The following is a 17514-nucleotide window of genomic DNA, read 5'->3' on the forward strand; positions in this document are numbered from 1 at the left end:
TGACATATCCTGCTTTTTCTTTATGCTTTATAATAGGAATTAAAGGGAGCTGATAGGATGAGTGAATATTCTGAACTGATTAAACATTTTGAACCGCTGCGTGAATATATGCGTGACTTTTATGTTTATGGGTTTAAAGGCCGTGAAGATTTCAAAGGAAAAAGCCTGCGCAGCTATGATAATGAACGGCGCAGGATAGAAAGCTATCTCGGCGATACGATGGCTTTCCGTCAGGAAAAGAACGGTAAAAAGGTATTTTTATCTGTTGACAGCAGTGAGATTTATGAGAATCCATTTTACCGCGCGTTCAAGGCAAAATCATTCACCCGCAATGATATTATGCTGCATTTCTATCTTCTTGATTTGCTTCAAAATGATACGGCTATGAGTGCATCAGAGCTTGAAAGTGCCATTGCCGATCAATATATGTCCTTTTTTGAAAAGCCTGTGCTGCTTGATGTGTCAACCATTCGCAAAAAGCTGCAAGAGTATGAACAGTTAGGGCTGCTGCAATCAAAAATGATAGGTAAGAAAAAGGTCTATATGCGGACAGATTCAATGATTAATCCAGTACCAGCTGTTGACGCGGTACGCTATTTTTCTGAAGTTTCACCTTTAGGAGTCATCGGTTCTACTCTTCTTGATAGAATTAATGAGCCATCCATCGCTTTAGGCTTTAAGCATCACTACATTGTACATGCATTAGAGAGTGAAGTCTGTTATGCCTTATTAGAAGCGATTCATCATCATCAAAGAATTGAAGCAGTCTGTTATACAGGCCGTGCCCAAAATATTAAGCATTCATTGATTCCTTTAAAAATATTAATCAGCGTACAGGGCGGCCGTCAATATGTATGTGCCTATAATACATTAAAGCATCGCTTTATGTCGATTCGTCTTGATAATATCCAATCGATTGCGGTATGTGAGTACAGCGTACAATTTGAACATGCCTTAAAACAGCTGAATCACCTGTTGGAGCATACATGGGGAGTATCATTTAAAGACGGCAGACGTCTTGAGCATCTTGAAATGATATTAGAAATACAGCCATATGAACAATACATTCTTCATCGCGTTGAAAGAGAAGGCCGCATGGGAAAGCTCGAGGCAGTCAGCGATACACTTTACAAATTCAGTATTGATCTTTATGATGCCATGGAAATGCTGCCGTGGATCAGAACCTTTATCGGCCGGATTGTAAAGCTTGAATGCGATAATCCATTAGTGACAGCTACTTTTTATAAGGATTTTAATTTGATGCTGAATATGAATGGAGTTGATACAAGTGCTGTTCAGTGAAATATATAACGCTTATTTCAAAGCGATGGCAGAGCTGCTTACCTCGGCTCTTGATGAATCCTTGGATACTGCGAAAGCCATGGAGATTATTAATCACTGTGCTTTTAAGGAAAGCTTTACAGTAATATTAGATGCTATCAGAAATGAGGAATGGCTGCTGATGAACCGGCAGTATCAAACACCGCTGCACAACGTACCGAGCCAGCCGTTTTCATTGCTGCAGCTGCGTTTTCTTAAAACCATAACCCTTGATCCCCGCTTATCCTTATTTGGCAATATCATTGATTTGCCTGAGGATATTGAACCCTTATATACGGCTGATGATATTTATTATTTTGATCAGATCAAGGATGGCGACCCTTATAAATCCGAGGAATACCGCAGGCATTTTCAAGAAATTCATCACGCGTTAAAGCATCAGAAAATGCTGTCAGTCATTTATCAGGGAAAAGCGAAACGCCGTCATATCAATGTTCATCCATCTAAACTGGAATACTCACTAAAAGACGATAAATTCAGACTGATTGCGTACTGGGAAGGACGTTCAATCATCTTAAATCTTGCCCGTATAGTTGAATGCAGTGAGCTTTCTGATAACTGTATATCATCACTGCCCAAAATGAAGAAAGCATCTGTGACTGTTGAAATCATTGATGTCAGAAACGCGCTGGAACGGGCAATGCTGCATTTTGCCAATTATGAAAAAGAAACACGGCAGATTTCAGATACGGTGTATCATATGAAATGTTCTTATAATAAAAGCGATGAAACAGAGGTGCTGATTCGGATTCTTTCTTTTGGGCCGATGCTGCGTGTTTTAGAACCAGCATCATTTGTTAAACAAATAAATGAGCGTTTGCTAAGGCAGGCTAAACTGATTAAGGATTATGAACTTATTGAAAATCATGATTAAATGAATATCCGCGTCATTGAGAAATTCGATGACGTTTTTTTCTGCATTCTATAAGTTCGCAGCTTTTTTTCCATGATTATCCAGACAGTATCCCGTAAACTATGGGTACAAGGTCATCGATACGCTGGGCGTTTCATTTCCCGCAGTGCCTGAGGTCTCCCGAAAGGTATGCTGGTGATTCTTGGATACAGGTTCGATTCCTGTTCGGATTTAACCATCCGTCTTGGTAAGGAAAACTTAGCCGCAAGGCCCATTGTAGAGACGAAGCTGCACACAGCCGCCATTTGCGGGCTGTAAATAATCTGTCTGCCTTGCCGGTTTTCGGATACCGATGATGAGATCATTAAGCCATAGCTCAGCTCCCGCTTATTGCTTCCATCATCTTAAGAAAGCTGCCGCATTCAGATTATGCAGACGAGTCTAATTAAAGGAGGAACTGTGATGAAACAGATTATAAATGAAAATGAAAGAGGCTTATTATTTAAAAAAGGTTTATTTGTGAAGATGCTGATGCCGGGCTGTGTCCGTTATTTTGGTAAAGCTAAAGAAATCAAAATTGTGTCGCTGAATGATGAATTTCATATCGAAGATTATGATTTAAACATCTTCCTCAGCAACCCTGAGTTAGCGGCTCAGCTTGATCTTGTTGAGATTAAGGATCAAACTTTTGTACTGCACTTTGTAAATGACTGCTTTGTAGGCTGTCTGACAAGAGGCCGCCGCGCGTTCTGGAATGTCTATGATAAACATACATTTGTAACCGTAGATACGTCTAATGCAGAAGTGGCAGAGGATTTTCCAAAGTATTTATTCGCTAAAATCTCAAAGCAGCTTTATACGAAAATTGATGTAGCGGCTCATGAAAAGGCACTCCTTTATATTGATAAGAAATTGAATCGCGTATTAAATGGCGGTACTTACTATTTCTGGAATAATGAATCAGAAATTACCGTTCAGCATGTTGATACACGGCTTCTGCAGATGGATATCTGCGGTCAGGAAATGCTGACGCTGGATAAGGTTACACTGCGCATCAACTTCGTCTGCCGATATGTGGTGAAGGATGCTGTGCGTCTTTGTACGGAGATTGCCGACTTTCAAAATCAGATCTATGTTGTCTTCCAGCAAGTGCTGCGTGAATTTGTCGGAAAGTACCGCCTTGATGAAATCTTAGAGAATAAAGAACAAATGTCGGAATATGTTTATCGGGCAGTCAAGGCAAGAGAAGATGAATTCTATATCAGCATCAAGGATGCCGGTTTAAAGGATATTATTCTGCCGGGTGAAATCCGCAATATCATGAATACTGTGTTAATTGCGGAGAAAAAGGCACAGGCTAATGTTATTACCCGCCGCGAAGAAGTCGCTTCCACAAGAAGCCTGTTGAATACCGCGAAGCTCATGGATGAGAATCAGACGTTATATAAATTAAAAGAACTCGAATATTTAGAGAAGATCTGTGAAAATGTCGGCACGATTACCGTCAATGGCGGCAATGATCTGCTTGCCAATCTTCGCAATCTGATGAAAGGAGATTAACTATGTTAGAAATTAAGGGGAAATACAATCATGCAAAGGTATTTACCGATACCATTGAAGAATCAGCGATTGAACAGATTCAGACTTTATGTGATATGCCTTATACAGCGGGTCTGAAAATCCGCATCATGCCTGATGTTCATGCCGGTGCTGGCTGTACGATTGGAACTACGATGGAAATTAAAGATAAAGTGGTGCCGAATTTAGTAGGTGTAGATATTGGCTGTGGGATGGAGGTTGTGCGTCTGGCAGAAACTGAATTAGATCTTGAAAAATTAGATCAGATCATTCATACACACATTCCATCTGGTTTTCATATCCGTACCCAGCCGCATGCTTACAGTGAAAAAATTAATCTTCATGAGCTGAAGTGCGCGCCTTTTGTCAAGCTTGATCGAGCGGTGAAAAGTATCGGTACATTAGGCGGCGGCAATCATTTCATCGAAATTGACAAAGATGATGAGGGACAGCTGTATCTGGTGATCCACTCAGGCAGCCGGCATTTAGGCAATGAGGCGGCGCATCATTATCAGCGGCTTGGCTGGCAGCGAATGAATCATTTTGATCCTAAAACAATTGCTGATATGATTGTGGAATATCGTCAAAGCGGCCGTGAACAGGAAATACAAAAAGAGATTGAACGCATGAAAAATATCCAGCGTTCAGATATTCCGGCTTCGCTGGCTTATGTTGAGGAGGATTTGTTTGAAGACTATCTTCATGACCTGATGATTATTCAGCAATTTGCGATGCTGAACCGTCAGGCAATCGCTGATGAAATTATGACGGCGATGAATCTGCATGCTGCTGATCAATTTACAACCATTCATAACTATATTGATACTGAAACGATGATTCTTAGAAAAGGAGCAGTGTCAGCCAAAAAGGGAGAAATCCTTTTGATTCCAATTAATATGCGTGATGGTTCACTGATCTGCATGGGCAAGGGAAATCCTGACTGGAATGAATCAGCACCGCATGGCGCCGGCCGATTATTCAGCCGAATGTCTGCCCGTAAGCAGTTTACTCTGGAAGCTTTTAAGGCATCCATGGAAGGTATCTATACAACCTCAATTCAACCGGAGACATTGGATGAATGCCCGATGGCTTACAAAGATATGAATGAAATTATAAAGAATATAGAACCCACTGTGGAGCTTATAAGAATTATAAAACCAATTTACAATTTTAAGGCAGGTGAATAAAATGCGTAATCAGGTGCAGGAAAAATTAAATCAGATTGCTTTGGATCATCATGTGCGTATTCTCTTTGCGGCTGAATCAGGCAGCCGAGCTTGGGGCTTTGCCTCTGCGGACAGTGATTTTGATGTGCGTTTTATCTATGCGAGAGAGTTATCCGATTATTTGAAATTAGAGAAACAGCGGGATGTGATTGAATTGCCGGTAGATGCGGTTTGGGATATCAACGGCTGGGATCTGAAAAAGGCGCTGAAGCTGCTGCATGATGGCAATCCTACGCTTTTAGAGTGGCTGCATTCGCCGATTATTTACCAAACCTCAGACGCGGCAGAACAATTGCTTCATTGTTCACAAAATTTTAATATCCGCCGTGCTGCGTTTCATTATTTGAAGATTGCTGAAAATGTATATGCCCAGTGCAGCAGCAGTCAGATCCATCCTAAAAAATATCTCTATGTAATGCGAGGACTTCTCGCGTGTCAGTGGATACTTGAAAAAGCCTGTCCGCCGCCCGTGCGCTTTACCGATTTGATGACAGCTGAACTGAACGATTCATTGAGTCAGATACTTCTCGATTTAATGGCAGCAAAGCAGCAAGCATGTGAAAAAGATACAATAAATCGAATTGAAGCGCTGGATCTATTCATTGAAAGTCAGCTGATTGCTTTAAACCAAAAGGCTGAAGCATTGGTTAAACAGGATGTACAATCATGGGAGCCATTTAATGATTGCTTTATGCGTATTCTTCAATCATAAATATCGAGATTAGTATAAATTAAATAAACAAAAACCATCGGTTATGTATCCCTGTTGAGCATAATCGATGTTTTTTTTCGCAATTATGTACAAATCCCTGTTGCTCTAAAGTCAAAATATCCCTTATTTTGCGGCCATTATCGCTATTATTAATGATTCTCTTACGCTTTTTCTCTACTCAAAAGAAAAAAGCGTTGCGGAAAAGTATTCGCAGAAATGGAATAATAAAGGCAAGGAGGTATTGTTTATGAGTTTTCCAAAAGATTTTTACTGGGGCGGCGCAACCGCTGCTAATCAGTGTGAGGGTGCATGGAACGCAGATGGCCGCGGCATGGCTTTGACGGATGTCACTACCGGCGGTTCAGTCAAGGAACCAAGAATGATCACTTATATCGGTGCTGACGGCAAACCGGGAAAGATCAGAAGTATGGGCGAAGCGCTCCCTGAGGGTGCTAAATATGCCGTGCTTGATGATCGCTATTATCCAAATCATGACGGTATCGATTTCTATCACCGCTATAAAGAGGATATCGCTTTGTTTGCGGAAATGGGCTTTAAAATGTTCAGAATGTCGATCTCATGGTCACGTCTCTACCCTAACGGTGATGAATTAGAGCCTAATCAAATGGGGATTGAATTCTATCGTTCCGTTTTTGAAGAATGTAAAAAGTACAACATCGAACCGCTGGTTACGATTCACCACTTTGATACGCCGTTATATTTAGAGGAGCATTATGATGGCTGGAACAATCGTCAACTGATCGAATTCTATGACCGTTTTGCGGAAACGTGCTTTAAAGAATACAAAGGGTTAGTAAAATACTGGCTGACGTTCAATGAAATCAATAACACAGTCATGTTCCTTGAAATGTTTGGCAATACAGCAAGTGATGAAATGTATCAGAAAGCGTATCAGCAGCTGCATTATCAGTTTGTAGCGAGCGCGCATGCGGTAAAGAAGGCACATGAAATAGATCCGAACTATGTGGTAGGCTGCATGATCTGCGGCATCACGTTCTATCCGGGAACATGTGATCCTGAAGATATCCTGCTGAACCGTCATACATGGGAAAAGGGAATCTTCTATTGCGGCGATGTGCAGTGCAAGGGAAAATATCCAACCTTTGCGAAACGTTTGTGGGATGAGCATGATGTGCATTTAGATATCACAGATCAGGACTTGATCGATTTGCAAGAAGGTAAGGTAGATCTGTATACGTTCTCTTACTACATGTCGACCGTGGTAACGAGCCATGAAGTAAAGGAAACGGTAAGCGGCAATTTCTCAGCCGGAGCAAAGAATCCATATCTCACGTATTCGGACTGGGGCTGGGCTTTAGATCCAAAGGGACTGCGCTATTATCTGGAAATGATCTATGACCGCTATGAGCTGCCGTTAATGGTGGTAGAGAATGGCTTGGGAGCTTATGATGAAGTGGAAAGTGACGGAGCGATTCATGATCCATACCGCATCGACTACATCCGAGAACATATCCTCGATATGGATAAGGCGATCGAAGCGGGAGTCAACCTGATCGGGTATACGACATGGGGCTGTATCGATCTGGTATCCGCAGGAACCGGCGAGATGCGGAAGCGATATGGCTTCATATATGTAGATAAAGATGATGAAGGCAAGGGAAGCTTTGAGCGCAGCAGGAAAGACAGCTTCTATTGGTATAAAAAGGTTATCGCCAGCAATGGTAAGGATTTAGATTAATTTCCAATTGATTTTTTCTCCTTCTATGCGGAATATAAAGCATTGGAAGGAAATAGTAAAAAGTGGCATAATGGTATCAAGGTGATAACATGTTAAATAAAATCGACTATCAAATTTTGGAACTATTAGCTAAAAATAAAGAAGGCATGTCCAGCAAGAGCATATCCTTTTCATTATCTAAAAGCTCTAAAACCATTCAAAACCGCATCCCGCTGTTAAACGATGAATTGAAATCTTATGGCGCCACAATTCTCGTCAAAAAGGGTATCGGTTATGAATTAAAAATTGATGACGAAGACCTATTTAATATGATATGGCAGCATGAAGAAGCCTCTGAGGATGATGTCATTGATAAGCTCATTCAGGAATTGATTAAAACGGATGGCTATATCAAGGCTGATGATTTAGTTGCAAGTCTGTATATTTCTAAATCAACCTTAACCAAAGCACTGAATCAGCTTCGGGGCATCTTAGCAAACTATAACCTTGAAATTGAGGTAAAGCCTCATTATGGACTTAGAATCCATGGCAATGAATTTGATTACCGCCGTTTTATTTCCAGTAATTATGTACAGAAATGTTTAGTAAAAGAATCAATGTTTAAATCCATTGATGAAGATAACGATGTTTATGAAAAAATAAGAAATATCGTGAACAATGCTTTTATAACCTGTAACTACAGCTTGCCGGAGTATTTAACCGACGGCTTGATCCGCCATCTATACATCTCAATCAAAAGAATTATGAAAGGGAATACGATTGATTTCAGTTTAGAAAGCGCGCATTGTTCACAGAATGAAGATAAGCTGATGGATCTGATTATTCAGCAGCTGGAAGCGGAATTCTCCATTCAATTTAATGATTCAGAACAGGAATATGTGCTGCTGCAGCTGCTTTCTAAGCAGGAAATAGATCAAAAAGACAGCTCACAGGTACCTGAAGAAATCAACGAACTTGTTGAAAAGATTCTGATCTATTTGCGTGATACCATGAATTTTAACTTTCTGAATGACTTCAATCTCAGAATCATGCTCGGTCTGCATCTAGTCCCTTTAAAATTCCGGCTTGAGCATGGCATCGTGTTGAAAAATCCGATTATTGAGGAGGTTCGGCTGCAATGCATCAGCGGCTATGACCTGGCGATTGTCGCGACACATATGATTGAAGAAGCATGGGGTTATTCAATCTCTGAATCAGAAATCAGTTATTTCGCATTGCATTTTGACGTAGCTTTAAAGAAGGAAAAACAGCTGATATCCAAAAAGAAGGTGCTGGTAGTCTGCGGAAGCGGCCGCGCCAGCTCACAGCTGATTTATTATAATTTCCAGCAATACTTCTCCCAATTCATTGAAACGATAGATATTTGTGATGTGAATCGGGTAGAGGCAATGCTTGAAAGTCATCCGATTGATTATATCTTTACAACCGTGCCATTGAAAATAAAAACATCCGTTCCAATCTTTGAATTTTCATTCTTCTTGAATGAGGACAGCATTCAGAAAATCAAGTCGGTGCTGACCAATGAAATTCAAATCAAGGATATCGTACAGTTCTTTAAACCGGAATTATTCTTTACGAATGTGGAAGCAGCGAATAAGGATGAAGCGCTGGCTGCTATCTTTAAGCGTGTGCGTGAAAATATCGAGCTGCCGGATGAGTTTGAGGAGCTAGTATTGGAAAGAGAGAAATTTTCATCCACGGATTTGCTGCCGCATGTCGCGCTGCCGCACCCCAACAAAACATGTACAGAGTCAACCTTCATTTCTGTAACGATGCTGAAAAAGCCTATCGAATGGAATAAGCAGAAGGTCTGGATCATCTTTCTGATTTCGATGAGTAAAACATCCAGTGAGAAATATAAGTTCTTGTATGAATGGATTATAAAGCTGCTGTCAAAAAACAACACGGTTCAGCGGCTGATTGATAACGCTAATTATGAAACGTTTGTTGAGGAATTGATGCGGTTGAATTAAAGGAGGAAGATTGTGAATCAAATACGATTAGAGAAAGCCTATAATTTCAGAGATATAGGCGGTTATGATACGAATGAGGGACTTGTGGTGAAGAAAGGTTTACTGTTTCGTTCAGATGAATTAAGCAAGCTGAGTGAGGCAGATATTGAAACGATCCGCAAGCTGAATATTAAAACGATTATTGATTATCGCTCTGAGCGGGAAAGAGTCAATAATGAGGATAAGCCCATTCCGGGTGCCAAAGTGATCTATCTTGATCCTAAGGCGGATGTCGCGGCGCTGGCAAGTTCGGATAACAAGCATCTGCTTGAACAGCGTACCGACAAGATTACAGCAAAACAGGCCTATGACATGATGTCTTCACAGAATCGTGAATTTGTTTTAGCACCGAGTGCCAAAGCAAGCTACGCGCAGATGCTGCAGCTGGTTTTAGATCCGGCAAACTGTGGGATTGTCCAGCATTGCCGCGGCGGTAAAGACCGCACAGGTTATGGGATTGCCTTAATCTTGCTGCTGCTGGGTGTGGATCAGAAAACCGTTGTGGAAGATTACATGCTTACCAATGTATGCAAGCATGAGAAGAATACACGCAGCTTGGCAGAGGCCTATGAGCAAACACACAATGAAGATTTTGTATTAGCATTGCGTTATCTGAAAGAAGCCAGAGAGGAATTCCTGTTAGGGGCATTAGATATTATTAATAATTCCTATGGCGGTATCGAGCAGTACGCAATCAATGAATTAAATTTCAGCAGGGAAAATATTCAAACATTAAAACAAATTTATTTGGAGGAAAAAATATGAAATTTGACAATTTAAAGGATGGCTTAAATAAATTTTCAATAGCCTTCTCGAATAATGTATATATGAAAGCATTGTCTCAGGGTATGATGGGTACGATGTCATTAATGATGATCAGTTCTGTCTTTACCTTGATTGGCGCAATTGATATTGGGCCGACACAGGCATTTATGGCCAGTACCGGTATTCTGCAAATCTGTAAATTAATTTCTACGATGACGATTGATATCATTTCAGTATATATCGCTTTCTTAGTTGCCTATAAATTAGGTGATATTATGAAGAAAGACGCGCTGAACTGCGGTATTATGGGTCTGCTGGCATTCTTTATCCTGTGTCCGTTAACCTTGACCGTATCGGAAAGTCAAGCCTTCGCTGTCAGCAATTTCGGCAGTCAGGGTGTATTTACAGCGCTGTTTGGTTCACTGTTGGCGGCTCGCTTATATATCTGGGCAGTTGATCATAAATTAACGATTAAGATGCCGGATTCAGTACCGCCGTTTGTTGCGAATTCATTTGCGGCAATTATTCCGGGTATCTTTGTTGCTGTTCTCTTCGCAATCATTGCTTATGTGATGACCTTAACACCATATGGTACAGTAACCGCAATGCTGATGAAGTTCATTCAAACACCATTCATGCATTTAGGCAACAATATTTTCTCAGCAATGATTATTGTGGCATTCATTGAACTCTTATGGTTCTTTGGTATGCATGGTGTAGTTACGATGATGCCAATCATCATGATGCTGTGGATGGAACCGCAGATGGCTAACTTATCCGCCTACGCGGCTGGTGAAACACTGCCTTATTTATTCACTTATGGTTTTGTACTTGGCAACCGCGGCGCAAGATCATTGGCAGTATCACTTCATTGTATGTTTAACTGTAAATCAGAAAGACTTAAGGCAACTGGTAAGCTTGGTTTAGTGCCTGCCTTATTCGGTATTTCTGAGCCGATTAAATTTGGTATTCCTCAGGTTATGAATATTCGTATGCTGCTGCCATTAATGCTGACACCGGCGGTTTCCGTATTATCTGCTTATTTACTTACAATTATTGGTTTTCTCCCTTATACTAATGGTGTAACACTGCCAACAGGTTTCCCGGTAATTATCAGCGGTTTCTTCACTAATGGCTGGCAGGGTATCATCGCGCAATTAGTACAGCTGGTTTTATGTTATATTATCTATATTCCATTCATGCGCAGAGAAGACAAATTCGCATGTGCTGAAGAAGCTTTAAATGAACAGGAGGCATAAGTATGAAAAAAATTGTATTGTTATGTGCCGGCGGCATGTCTACGAGTATCTTAGTTAATAAAATGAAAGCTCACGCGGCTTCCATCGGCAAAGAATTTGATATTGACGCATTCTCAATCGACTCAGCAGCCAATGTGGCAAAGGATGCTGACTGTGTGCTGTTAGGACCGCAGGTTTCTTATCGTAAAAGTGATGTAGCACAGTATGTCAGCTGTCCGATTGACGCGATTGATATGATGGCATACGGTTTGATGGATGGCAAAAAAGTATTGCTTCAGGCATTAAAACTAATGGGGGATGAATAGTGGAAGCATTAGAAAATGTAAGCTTTCAGATTATCAGCTATGCGGGCAGCGCGAAGGCAAAATGCTATGAGGCACTGCAGGCGGTAAAAGCCGGTGATTTTGAGAAAGCGGAATTATTATTAAAAGAAGGGCAGGAGCTGTTTATTGAGGCTCATAAGGTGCATACCCAGCTGATTCAAAAAGAAGCGAATAATGAGGCTGTGACACCGACACTGCTGCTGATCCATGCTGAGGATCAATTGATGAATGCCGAGATTTCAAGGGAATATCTGCTTGAAATTATCGCCTTGCAGAAAGAAGTCGCTCAGCTGAAAAAAGAAAAATAGATATACCAGTTAGGGGCTATTTCTGACCATTCAGGAATAGCTTCTTTTTTCTATTAAAATTGTTTGATAAACTGAACATAACTATTACTAATTTAAGTTGTCAAGGGCATGGCGGCAGATAGGAGGGTTATCTTGAAGCGGGAACAATTTAATCTGAAGCAGGCGGCGCTTGCTTTTGCCGATAAACTGATCGAGCTTTATTTTATCGACCGCAGGCTTGATCGATTGCCGGCTTGTATGAATGAAAAGATATCATGGATCGGTACTGGTGAAAATGAGCTTTGTCAGAATCTGATGGAAGCCAAGCAAGCCTTAAAAGCCGAATTAAAGGAATACAGCGGTTCGTTTATCATCCGCCAGCGGCAAGTATATGCTGTGCCGTTTGATGATGCCTGCATTGTTTATGGGATGCTTGAGGCGGAGCCTGAGGATAAGATGTTTGCGATTGAGAAGCTGCGTTTTTCAATCGTTCTTGACAAGGAGCTGAAGCTTCTGCATCTTCATTTCTCTTATCCGGATATGGATCAAAAGGCTGCCCATTATTATGTTGAAAGCCGTGACAGATCGAATTTACAGGATCTGAAACAAACACTGGTATTACGCAGCCGCCAGCTTGAACTGTTAAACAACAGTCTGCCCGGCAGTGCTCATCAATGCAGGAAAGACGCTCATTTTACGTTGATTACCATGTCTGACAGTTTTTTGTCAATGTTTGGTTATACACGGGAGGAAATCGCAAATCGCTTCCATAATCATTTTATTGAGATGGTTTATCCCAATGATCGTTCAATGATGCTGTCAATGATTCATAAACAGCTGAAAAAGGGCAGTGATATTGAGCTTGAATATCGGGTTTTATGTAAGAGCGGCAAACCCATATGGGTACTGGATAAGGGCAGATTATTAACCGAGCGTGACGGCAGTGAAACCTTTTTCAGCTTACTTATCGAAATCACGCAGCGCAAACAGGCACAGGAAGCGTTAAGGCTGTCCTTAGAGCGTTATCAGGTAATTATGGATCAGGCGACAGATATTATTTTTGAGTGGGATATCGCCAGGGATACGCTGTTTTTCTCCCCTAATTGGTATAAAAAATTCGGCTACGCGGCCATCAGTAAACAGATCAGCCAGCGGATTCCCGTTTCTGAAAATATCCATCCTGATGACATGCATGCGTTTATGAGAATCATGAAGGATACGGCAGCGGGAGTTCCATATTCCGAAACTGAATTTCGTATCCGTGATCGGCAAGGTAAGTATCATTGGTGCCGGATTAGGGCTACCGCGCAGTTTGATGCTGATGGCAAGGCAATTAAAGCAGTTGGCGTCATCCTCGATATTGATGATGAAAAAAGGCAGCATTTAGTGCTGCTGGATATGGCTCAGAAGGATGCCTTGACCGGTCTCTATAATAAAGCCGCAATCGATTCATTAGTAGCCGCCCGGATGCAGAATTGTGAAGCTTCTGGGAAGCAGGCGCTTTTGATTTTAGATGTCGATCATTTTAAATCAGTCAATGATACTTATGGTCATTTGGCGGGTGACAGCTTGCTGGCCAGTGTGGCGGCCGTCATAAAGTCACAGATCCGCAGCTCAGATCTGGCGGGCAGAATCGGCGGCGATGAGTTTTTGATTTATATGGCATCAATCAATGATGAAGAAAATGTACTTCGTAAAGCTGAAAAGCTGTTGTCAGCGCTGGAAGAATTAACCCCATTGCCGAATGCCTTGCCGATCACATGCAGTATTGGCGCGGCGGTATTTTCGTATGGCGAGGGTGATTATCATACGTTCTTTCAATGTGCCGATCAGGCTTTATATATCCGTAAGAAAAGCGGCCGCAAGGGAGTTACCTTTTACCAAGCGGTTAAGGAATGTTCATCCGATCATTTGATGAGCGCGGTGAATGAGGAAAGCAATATTGACCAGGTAGAAATCATGGAGGAACAGCTCGCCCAATATGCGTTCCGTAAATTATATGCGGCAAAGGATATTCATTTAACTATTGAGCGTTTATTAGGAATCATCGGTCATGCCTATGATGTAAGCCGTGTCTATATCTTTGAAAGCAATGACGGACACTCATGTTTTAATACCTTTGAATGGTGCGCGAAGGGAATCAAGCCGATGAATTCCTCAATATCCGTTTCACTGGCTGAAACCGCTCAGCGTTTTGATGAACAAGGCTTATTTTATTGCGCGGAAGTAAAACCGATGTCTAAACATTACCACAGTTACTTGGCCGCCCAGGATTGCTGCTCCCTGCTTCAATGCGCGATATTGGATGAGGGGGAGTTTGCGGGCTATGTCGGTTTTGATGAATGCCGGGAGCATCGCGTTTGGGAATCTAAACAGATTGCCGCGTTTAAATTAACAGCCGATGTGCTGTCAGCTTTTTTGATGAAGCTGCGGCTGAAGCAGGCACTGAAGATAAAATAAAGCCCTCCATGTGGAAGGGCTGTTTTATACTCAGCTATTTAAAATACGCATAAATTCCTCACCGGTAATGGTTTCTTTCTCATAGAGATATTGGGCAAGCTTATCGAGCTTTTGACGGTTAGCGCGCAGTAATTCAAGCGCCTTGTCATGCTGCTGTTTCACTAATTCCATAACCTTCTCATCGATCTTAGCTTGTGTATCCGCAGAACAAGCAAGTGAGGTATCACCGCCCAAATATTGATTTGTGACGGTTTCCATAGCTACCATGCCGAAATCCTCGCTCATGCCATAACGGGTAATCATCGCGCGTGCCAGCTTGGTGGCCTGTTCAATATCGTTTGAAGCACCGGTGGTAATAGAGCCAAAGGCGATTTCCTCGGCGGCCCGGCCGCCGGTTAAGGTCGCAATCTTATTTTCTATTTCAGTTTTATTCATCAGATAATGATTACCCTCATCAACCTGCATCGTATAGCCTAAAGCTCCGGAAGTGCGCGGTACAATCGTGATTTTGGTAACCGGTGCTGATTGGGTTTGTAAGGCGGCAACCAGCGCGTGGCCGATTTCATGATAGGAAACAATCAGCTTTTCATGATCGGTAAGAATCGCGTTTTTCTTTTGATAGCCGGCAATAACGGTTTCAATGCTTTCCTCCAGATCTGCCTGTGAGGCACAGCTGCGGCCGTCACGGACAGCTCTTAGGGCAGCTTCATTAATGATATTAGCAAGCTCGGCGCCGGAAGCTCCGGAAGCCATACGGGCAATCTTGCCAAAATCAACATTCTCAGCAATTTTGATTTTTTTCGCATGCACGATCAGGATTTCTTCTCGTCCCTTTAAGTCCGGTAATTCAACCGGTACACGGCGGTCAAAACGGCCGGGGCGGGTTAATGCCGGGTCTAATGATTCAGGACGGTTGGTAGCAGCCAGAATCATGACACCGTTATTGCCCTCAAAGCCATCCATTTCAGTCAGCAGCTGATTCAGCGTCTGTTCACGTTCATCATTGCCGCCCATCTTGTTGTCACGCTTTTGACCGATGGCATCAATTTCATCGATGAATACAATACAAGGGGCTTTTTCTTTTGCCTGTTTAAACAGATCGCGCACCTTAGAAGCACCCATGCCGACAAACATTTCCACAAATTCTGAACCGGAAATTGAGAAGAAAGGTACATTGGCTTCTCCGGCAACTGCCTTCGCAAGCATGGTTTTACCAGTACCCGGCGGCCCGACCAAAAGGATTCCTTTTGGCATTGAAGCACCAATCTGCTGATATTTATCGGGGTTATGCAGATAATCGACAATCTCGGCAAGATTTTCTTTTGCCTCATCTTCTCCGGCTACATCGGCAAACTTAATGCCTTCGGATGATTTGACATAGATTTTCGCATTGCTTTTGCCAAAGGTTAAGGCATTGGCGCCGCCGGCCCGATTCATCAGCTTCTTAGACATGTATTGCCCGATACCGACAAAGAGCAGAATCGGCAGTACCCATGATAAGATAAAATTAAGAATCGGAGAAGTCTGTTCGATGATTTCACCATAGAAAGGAATCTCAGCATCATATAAACGCTGTGAAAGCTCTGGATCATTGACCATGCCGGTCTTATAAACAACCTTATTTTCAGGATCGGTAAATAAAATCTGGTTCTCACTTTCCTGAATTTCAACTTTACCGATTTCACCGTTTTCACTCATACTGATAAAGGTGCCGTAATCAACTTCTTTAATCTGACGCTGCATCAGATAAGGCATCGCAAATAGATTAAACAGCATCAGAACCAGCATCACAATGCCGTAATAATAAATCAGCGGCTTTTTCGGCGGTTTAATTTCATTCATTTTATGACCTCCTCTTTTTCTTCAATTGTCATCTGCATATCGATTGCCTTTAATGCTGCCAGTCTTGCGTGATCCATGGCAAGGGCGGCATAATCAAGGGCAAATTCAGCATATAAAGCCATCATTTCCGCATTCTTTTCATCGCTTAAACAAGCGCTTGCGGCCTGCTTAAGCAGCTTGTCGCACTGCTGACAGTAGCTTTCCTGAAGCGCTGACAACGCGCAGGCGGCAGCTGAATGACTAGTCTGAGCTTTTTCATTAAGACTTTTTTCCTTTCTCAGATATTCATCCGCAAGCAGCCTGAAGTCATGGCAAAGCTGCTCATGCTTATCTGTTTGTTGATCAAGCGCCAACTGATTTGTCAGCTGGCAGAATTGCTGCTGTAATTCCATCAATTTGATATTCAGCAGGGTCTGACGCATTCTATCACACCTTTCATGAATACTATAAAGGAAAGCTAGGGCTGCCGCCATTCGCAGATTCAGCAATCTGTATTAACAAAATCCCCAAAATGTAAGGATTTGTTACACTTTGGGGATTCTGTTTAGATTAATTAAAATTGATTAGCCTGCCGGATAAAAGCAGATTCAGCTGATGGGCAAAGCGATTAATATCCAGCTGTTTCATCGAACTGTATTCAAGCAGCAGACCGACAATGCCGTAGGTATAGAAATGCACAGCCATCTCTAAATCGCTGAAACTCAGATCGTGAGGTGCTTTGTCGCGGGCCAGCTGCATCATGCCGTCTTGTATCGCATGAAACATCATACGTTCAACCTGTTCTCGGCGCTGTGAATGCATCAGCTTTTTAATGATCTCTTGGTTTTCAGCGGCGGCGGTAATGAAAATCCGCAGTGCTTTTTCAGGATCATCGACAGCTAGACTTTGCGCGAGCATTTCCTGCATTGCCTGCTGCATCGACCATTCAATTACTTCCAAAATATCCTGAAAATGATAATAAAATGTCTGACGTGAAATTCCGCATGCTTCCACCAGATCTTTAACGGTTATTTTATCGACATTTTTACGCTGTGCCAGTGAAACAAAGGCATCGGCAATCACGGCTTTCATATTGATCGGCATGGCTGTGTCTCCTTGATTTTACTAAAATTTTACCATACTTAAAATTAAATGTC

At 42.0% G+C, this 17514-nt stretch carries 15 protein-coding genes; 12 read left to right on the forward strand and 3 right to left on the reverse strand.

What is annotated here, in order from left to right; translation table 11 throughout:
- Window positions 1-57: 57 nt before the first annotated feature.
- The 12 genes from DWZ33_RS08755 to DWZ33_RS08810 all read left to right on the forward strand — a co-directional run bounded on the left by DWZ33_RS08755 (window position 58) and on the right by DWZ33_RS08810 (window position 14536).
- A complete protein-coding gene (locus DWZ33_RS08755; RefSeq protein WP_118454550.1) occupies window positions 58-1302 on the forward strand; it encodes a WYL domain-containing protein in 1245 nt (414 codons plus the stop codon).
- Window positions 1274-2215: a WYL domain-containing protein gene (locus tag DWZ33_RS08760; RefSeq protein WP_118454551.1), complete on the forward strand. Its 942-nt coding sequence runs from the start codon at window positions 1274-1276 to the stop codon at window positions 2213-2215. The genes DWZ33_RS08755 and DWZ33_RS08760 overlap by 29 nt, the downstream gene beginning before the upstream one ends.
- Before the next feature lie 441 nt (window positions 2216-2656).
- Window positions 2657-3754 carry a slipin family protein gene (locus tag DWZ33_RS08765; protein WP_118454552.1) on the forward strand — a complete coding sequence of 366 codons (1098 nt, stop codon included), beginning with the start codon at window positions 2657-2659 and terminating at the stop codon, window positions 3752-3754.
- A gap of 2 nt (window positions 3755-3756) precedes the next feature.
- Complete coding sequence (locus DWZ33_RS08770) at window positions 3757-4959, forward strand: RtcB family protein (RefSeq protein WP_118454553.1); 1203 nt, start codon at window positions 3757-3759, stop codon at window positions 4957-4959.
- 1 nt (window position 4960) lies between these two features.
- Entirely contained in the window at window positions 4961-5710 is a 750-nt protein-coding gene (locus DWZ33_RS08775; RefSeq protein ID WP_118454554.1) for a nucleotidyltransferase domain-containing protein, read from the forward strand.
- A 247-nt stretch (window positions 5711-5957) separates the two neighbouring features.
- Entirely contained in the window at window positions 5958-7430 is a 1473-nt protein-coding gene (locus DWZ33_RS08780) for a family 1 glycosylhydrolase (protein ID WP_118454555.1), read from the forward strand.
- Between the two features lie 89 nt (window positions 7431-7519).
- Window positions 7520-9403 (forward strand): BglG family transcription antiterminator, encoded by a 1884-nt coding sequence (locus DWZ33_RS08785; protein ID WP_022938031.1) that lies wholly within the window; start codon window positions 7520-7522, stop codon window positions 9401-9403.
- Window positions 9404-9415: 12 nt separating this feature from the next.
- On the forward strand, window positions 9416-10207 hold the full coding sequence (locus DWZ33_RS08790; RefSeq protein WP_220452418.1) for a tyrosine-protein phosphatase: 792 nt from the start codon (window positions 9416-9418) through the stop codon (window positions 10205-10207).
- A complete protein-coding gene (locus DWZ33_RS08795) occupies window positions 10204-11466 on the forward strand; it encodes a PTS sugar transporter subunit IIC (RefSeq protein ID WP_022938029.1) in 1263 nt (420 codons plus the stop codon). The genes DWZ33_RS08790 and DWZ33_RS08795 overlap by 4 nt, the downstream gene beginning before the upstream one ends.
- 2 nt (window positions 11467-11468) lie before the next feature.
- Window positions 11469-11771 (forward strand): PTS sugar transporter subunit IIB, encoded by a 303-nt coding sequence (locus DWZ33_RS08800; protein ID WP_022938028.1) that lies wholly within the window; start codon window positions 11469-11471, stop codon window positions 11769-11771.
- Complete coding sequence (locus tag DWZ33_RS08805) at window positions 11771-12097, forward strand: PTS sugar transporter subunit IIA (protein WP_022938027.1); 327 nt, start codon at window positions 11771-11773, stop codon at window positions 12095-12097. Before DWZ33_RS08800 ends, DWZ33_RS08805 begins: the two co-directional genes overlap by 1 nt.
- Window positions 12098-12229: 132 nt before the next feature.
- Window positions 12230-14536, forward strand: coding sequence for a diguanylate cyclase (locus DWZ33_RS08810; protein WP_220452419.1), 2307 nt, complete (start codon window positions 12230-12232; stop codon window positions 14534-14536).
- 30 nt (window positions 14537-14566) lie between these two features.
- On the opposite strand, the gene ftsH is transcribed toward DWZ33_RS08810, so the two are convergent.
- The 3 genes from ftsH to DWZ33_RS08825 form a co-directional block, all read right to left on the reverse strand.
- Entirely contained in the window at window positions 14567-16378 is a 1812-nt protein-coding gene (gene ftsH / locus DWZ33_RS08815) for an ATP-dependent zinc metalloprotease FtsH (RefSeq protein WP_022938025.1), read from the reverse strand.
- Window positions 16375-16800 carry a hypothetical protein gene (locus tag DWZ33_RS08820; RefSeq protein WP_118454558.1) on the reverse strand — a complete coding sequence of 142 codons (426 nt, stop codon included), beginning with the start codon at window positions 16798-16800 and terminating at the stop codon, window positions 16375-16377. Before DWZ33_RS08820 ends, ftsH begins: the two co-directional genes overlap by 4 nt.
- Before the next feature lie 127 nt (window positions 16801-16927).
- Entirely contained in the window at window positions 16928-17461 is a 534-nt protein-coding gene (locus DWZ33_RS08825) for a TetR/AcrR family transcriptional regulator C-terminal domain-containing protein (protein ID WP_118454559.1), read from the reverse strand.
- Window positions 17462-17514 lie beyond the last annotated feature (53 nt).

The organism is Dielma fastidiosa (assembly GCF_003475485.1).
Lineage (GTDB): Bacteria > Bacillota_I > Bacilli_A > Erysipelotrichales > Erysipelotrichaceae > Dielma > Dielma fastidiosa.

Bases quoted from the DNA above. Each gene is read 5' to 3' on its own strand.
- DWZ33_RS08765 (WP_118454552.1), top strand. From the start codon at position 2,657: ATGAAACAGATTATAAATGAAAATGAAAGAGGCTTATTATTTAAAAAA.
- DWZ33_RS08825 (WP_118454559.1), bottom strand. From the start codon at position 17,461: ATGCCGATCAATATGAAAGCCGTGATTGCCGATGCCTTTGTTTCACTG.
- DWZ33_RS08780 (WP_118454555.1), top strand. From the start codon at position 5,958: ATGAGTTTTCCAAAAGATTTTTACTGGGGCGGCGCAACCGCTGCTAAT.
- DWZ33_RS08820 (WP_118454558.1), bottom strand. From the start codon at position 16,800: ATGCGTCAGACCCTGCTGAATATCAAATTGATGGAATTACAGCAGCAA.
- DWZ33_RS08770 (WP_118454553.1), top strand. From the start codon at position 3,757: ATGTTAGAAATTAAGGGGAAATACAATCATGCAAAGGTATTTACCGAT.
- DWZ33_RS08785 (WP_022938031.1), top strand. From the start codon at position 7,520: ATGTTAAATAAAATCGACTATCAAATTTTGGAACTATTAGCTAAAAAT.
- ftsH (WP_022938025.1), bottom strand. From the start codon at position 16,378: ATGAATGAAATTAAACCGCCGAAAAAGCCGCTGATTTATTATTACGGC.
- DWZ33_RS08760 (WP_118454551.1), top strand. From the start codon at position 1,274: ATGGAGTTGATACAAGTGCTGTTCAGTGAAATATATAACGCTTATTTC.
- DWZ33_RS08800 (WP_022938028.1), top strand. From the start codon at position 11,469: ATGAAAAAAATTGTATTGTTATGTGCCGGCGGCATGTCTACGAGTATC.
- DWZ33_RS08755 (WP_118454550.1), top strand. From the start codon at position 58: ATGAGTGAATATTCTGAACTGATTAAACATTTTGAACCGCTGCGTGAA.
- DWZ33_RS08795 (WP_022938029.1), top strand. From the start codon at position 10,204: ATGAAATTTGACAATTTAAAGGATGGCTTAAATAAATTTTCAATAGCC.
- DWZ33_RS08775 (WP_118454554.1), top strand. From the start codon at position 4,961: ATGCGTAATCAGGTGCAGGAAAAATTAAATCAGATTGCTTTGGATCAT.